Annotated in this window: 3 protein-coding genes and 1 pseudogene; all 4 read left to right on the top strand. The window is 32.6% G+C overall.

Translation table 11 applies throughout. The annotated features are described in order from the left end of the window. Nucleotides 1-262 (top strand): annotated as a pseudogene (locus tag DXB15_RS17315) (recombinase family protein); the annotation flags it as partial. A gap of 98 nt (nt 263-360) precedes the next feature. After that, nucleotides 361-1,245, top strand: coding sequence for a DUF2971 domain-containing protein (locus DXB15_RS11285; RefSeq protein WP_025580485.1), 885 nt, complete (start codon nt 361-363; stop codon nt 1,243-1,245). 65 nt (nt 1,246-1,310) lie between these two features. Beyond that, nucleotides 1,311-2,990, top strand: a complete 1,680-nt coding sequence (locus DXB15_RS11280) for an ATP-dependent nuclease (protein ID WP_117628621.1) — start codon at nt 1,311-1,313, stop codon at nt 2,988-2,990. Beyond that, entirely contained in the window at nt 2,987-4,486 is a 1,500-nt protein-coding gene (locus DXB15_RS11275; RefSeq protein WP_117628620.1) for a UvrD-helicase domain-containing protein, read from the top strand. The genes DXB15_RS11280 and DXB15_RS11275 overlap by 4 nt, the downstream gene beginning before the upstream one ends. The last annotated feature ends 346 nt before the right edge of the window (nt 4,487-4,832 follow it).

Raw genomic sequence — 4,832 nt, 5'->3', positions numbered from 1 at the left:
TCCGCTTGATAATATCGCAAAAAGAGCCGAAACATACAAGCCCAAAGAGCGAGTGACCTACAAAATGATAAAGGAGTACATAGAAGCTAAATACGGCTTCAAAGTACATACCGCATATATTGCAGAGGTAAAGAGAGATTTAGGCTTGCCGATGTACGATGCTCCTAATGCGGTAGAGGAATTGAAACAGCCGAGGAAGCATCCGACTCCAGAGAAGGTTGAAGCAATAAAGGATGCATTGAAACATTTTGAGGTGATTTAATGACAAAGCCGCTTGCTTATTGAATGGGTAAGCGGCTGCTTTATTATAATTAGTGTAATATAATAAAGCTTGTTCGAGAGTAAAGGGAGAGGATATGTATGAGAAGAACGTTATTCAGGTACAGGTCATTTAATACGGAAAAACTGAATGATTATAGCTATATTCATCAGAGGATAATTAACATTGAAAAATGGAAGTTTGAAGCTTTTGAAGGATTAGTATATCCATCATCACCACTTTATTTCAACGACCCCTATGATTGTGAATTTTGCTTTCAGTCAGATGCATTGGAAGGTGTACTTGATAGAGAAACATATATACATCTTTTGGAAAGAAGATTTTCACTTAAACAGGAAGAAAAAAATAGAATTCTTTATTCTGACAATATTGAAAGGGCGATGCAAATAGTTTTGCAGGCTCATGGAGGAAGGCTTTCTGACTCTTGGATGAATATTTTGCAAAATGGATTAAATGATTGTATGAGTACAATCAAGGATGCTGTAAGAGTTGTCTGTTTATCTGAGGTGTATGACTCTATGCTTATGTGGAGCCATTATGCTCAGAATCATACTGGATTTTGTATAGAGTATGATTTTAAAGAAAGTGATATGCTTTATAAACATTTATACCCAGTAATATATACAAAGGATAGATATGCTGTTTCTAAAGCAGATATGTTAAGTGAAAATACAGAATGGATTTATAAGACGACTTGTCGTAAATCCGATGTTTGGTCGTACGAGAAAGAATGGCGAATTGTGACGGCTAATTTCAATAAAGTAATGCCAGAAAAATTGAAATGTCCAAATGGAAAATATGTCTTGGATTTGAAAGAAAATATAAAAGCGTTTTATTTAGGAGCGAAAATCTCTGAGAATTTTAAAGAAGAGATAATTCAATTTGGAAAAAAGAATAGTATTGATATTTATCAGATGGTTTTATCACCCAGTACATATGAGCTAAATGCAAAGAAAATCATATGATTAATTATGGAATAATGGTATAATTTTCTTATTATACAAACAAGATGGATGGTGAAAGAATATATATGAAATTTGAAAAAGTAGTTATTAAAAATTTTAGAAATTTTGATAATGTTGAACTTGACTTATCAAATAAAAACATATTTTTTGGTCTAAATGATGTGGGGAAAACAAATTTCTTGTACGCTCTACGATATGTATTTGATAAAGATATTCGTAAACAAAACCTTTTAGATTCGGATTTTCATAATAAGCAGCTTGATAAACCAATTGAGATTGTTGTTACTATAGATATTAGTGATGTTGCTGACAGCGATTGTCAAAAACTCCGTGCACAGCTAAAAGGTGCATTGCTAAGTAAGCATAATAAGGTATATATAAAGCTTTTTGCAGAATATAGCAAAACAGAAATGCTCGCTCTACCGATATTATCGTGGGGTGGCGATATTAATCATCTTTACGAAATGAAGCAAAGAGGATATCTATATGAAATAGACTATGTATTTAATGTCATTTATATTGACTCTTATGTTGATTTGTATTCCCTATTTAAAAAGAATGTGAGCCAGCTTGTCAGAAATGAAAAGGACGAAGATAAAGATATTCTGGCAAAAATTCAAAATACAGTTGATGATTTGAATGGTCATATTGCTTCTCTGTCTGGAATTAAAGAATTTGAGGATAAACTTACGCCAGAATATCAAAAATTCCATGATGAAGGGATATCTGTTTCAATAAAATCCGAAATCGCAGTAAAGGGATTGTACTCAAATATTATCCCATATATTAAACAAGATAATGATGATAATTTATATCCTACTGCTGGGGAAGGTAGGAAAAAGTTATTGGCATATTCAATATACGACATACTGTCAGATGAAAATGCGGAAAAGAAAATCAATTTGTTTTTAATTGAGGAGCCTGAAAACCATCTTCATAAGTCTATGCAGATTGCATTATCACAAATACTTTTTACCGATAGCAAATACACATACTTGTTTGTAACAACTCATTCGCCTTTTGTTCTTTATGAAATGGATAATGTAAATTTAGTTCGAATATATAGTGAGCGAAAAATCAATAGTATTAGCACATTTTATAAAGTGCCTGATGCTTATGAGAAAAACAGGAAAATGTTAAACCGTTGTTTGTCAGAAGCAATCTTTGCTAACAAAGTACTTTTGGTTGAAGGACCATCTGAATATATGCTATTTAGCAAAGTCCTTTCAGTAGTGCATCCTTTTTATGAAGTAGATGGAATATACATTTTACCAGTTGATGGTGTGGGATTTGAAACATATTTTTCTATCCTGGATGAACTTGAAATTTTTAATGTGGTAAAAACTGACAATGATTTGAGAACGGTAACAGGAAAAGGTACATATAGCGTTTTAGGCTTTTCACGCTGTAATAATTATATTGGGGAAAAGCGTCTGCCTACTAAACAAATTCAAGAGAATTCTGTTTCTGCCAAGAGGAGTTTATATAATTCAAATATAAATACTTTGGATAAAATACGAAGTGACTTTCATATTTTCTTATCAAAAGTGGATTTAGAAAATGATTTAGACGAGTTTTTGCATGATAGATTATCAGCTTTATTGGATAATGATAATCCTGTTAAATATTTACAAGATGCAAAGCACTATCATATGGTGGAGTTGATTGAGAAACTTTCGGATACAGATTGCAGAACAATCTATAATCATTACAACTTTGCATGTTTGAAGGAGGTTGCCGAATGAAACTATCTCCAATTCAAGAGAAAATAGTAGAAACTCCCGGTAACTTAATAGTAAGGGCAAGTGCAGGAACAGGAAAAACCCATACAATGGTTAATAAAATTGCTAAGGAAATTGATGATAATCATACACATAAAGTTATTGCTGCAATTACTTTTACAATAAAAGCAGCACAAGAAATAAAGGATAGATTGTCTGTCGATGTAGTTCAACACTTCATTGGAACAAATAACAGTTTCGTTATTGAGGAAGTTATAAAGCCTTTTATGAAGGATGTCTATGGTGCTGATTTCGATTTGGACATGAGTACGGACTATTCAGCTAAAGTTGATACTTTTCAAGAAGCTATTGAAAAAATAAGGAATGAAGGTATCCTCTGCTCATATCGAGATAATAAAAGGAACTTTATTTTTGATTTGGCTCAAGAAATTGTAGAAAATTCTTCGGCTTGTAGGCTTTATCTTCAAGCAAAATATTTTAAAATATATATCGATGAATATCAAGATTGCGACAAATCAATGCATAAATTCTTTATGTATTTATGTGATGAATTGAATATCGAAACCTTTGTTGTGGGAGATGAAAAACAATCGATTTATATATGGAGGGGTGCTTATCCAGAGGCTTTTAAAAGCATCTGGAACAAACCCAATTTTAAAAAGATATTTATGGGAGATAATTTTCGCTCTTGTCAACAAATACAGAATTATTCTAATCTATTATGTGATGAGACAAGAAGTCTTTACAATCCTACGGAAAATATAGATAATATTGTGTGGCTTTCTCCTACAAAGGCAAATTGGGCAACAGAAGTATTGTCTAATATTGTTCCCGATAAAAAGTCAGCATTATTGCGGTTTTCTAATGATAACGCACGAATAGGAGCAAGCGAATTAACAACAAACGGTTTAGAGTATGTTTATATCCCACAGACTCCTATTGCTGATATTACAACAGATACAGCGTGGCTTTATACAGCAATTGCTAAATACCTTATAATTGAAAAGTATTCTGCATATGATGTAATTTCAGAAATACCTGTTGAAGGAAATGAAAGTCGCAAAACAGTATCCACCGTAAAAAGATTACTCAAAAGAATTGAAGAGACTATAGATGATGAGCAGTCTTTCGGCTCGTGTGTCACAGCATTGGCTGAATATCTTGGATATGATACTCGTCCTGATCACATAAACAAATTATTCAAAACAATTTCTGATACCAGTTTTCATGTGGCATTTGAAGCGGATAAATACAAACACATCGCAATTACATTCCACTCTTCAAAGGGATTGGAGTTTGAACAGGTAATTGTATTTGCAGAGGATTATCGATTGTCTGATATGTCGAGTATATACAACCATTATGTAGCGGTTACACGTGCAAAAAGCAAATTGATTATCGTTAAGTTAAACAATTACAATGCGAATTGTTTTCAGAATAATTTACAAAAGATATTTTCTGAAAGCGGTCATAATATAGAAGATGTCGTTTTATTTTGAACAGAATAGATTATTTATAAACCAATAATACAGGCAGCTATTACGAATAGGTAGGAGTTCTCTTTCCTTTGAATTGCCGCTTAGTTTCGAGCAGGCAGCAGCCTATCGAAAGGTTAACGGACAGTATGTAAGAAAAAATCAGTGGAGAGATACCAATGTAAGAGTATTCATAGACCTTGATTAGCAGTTAATACGATAAGCGTATCATTAGAAATAGTGGTACGCTTATTTTTTGCCCATTTTTGCAGATTTGTCCTTTCACCCGCTTTCAAATATAATGAAGTTAATAGAGATGAGCAAAACACATTGATCCAAAAGTAGAACTTGGCAGTTAGTTTCCATAAAG

It is taken from the genome of Roseburia sp. OM02-15 (assembly GCF_003481835.1).
Taxonomy (GTDB): Bacteria; Bacillota; Clostridia; order Lachnospirales; family Lachnospiraceae; genus Eubacterium_I; species Eubacterium_I ramulus_A.
The sequence above is the reverse complement of the archived record's forward strand: the minus strand, read 5'-3'. Positions and strand labels throughout refer to the sequence as shown.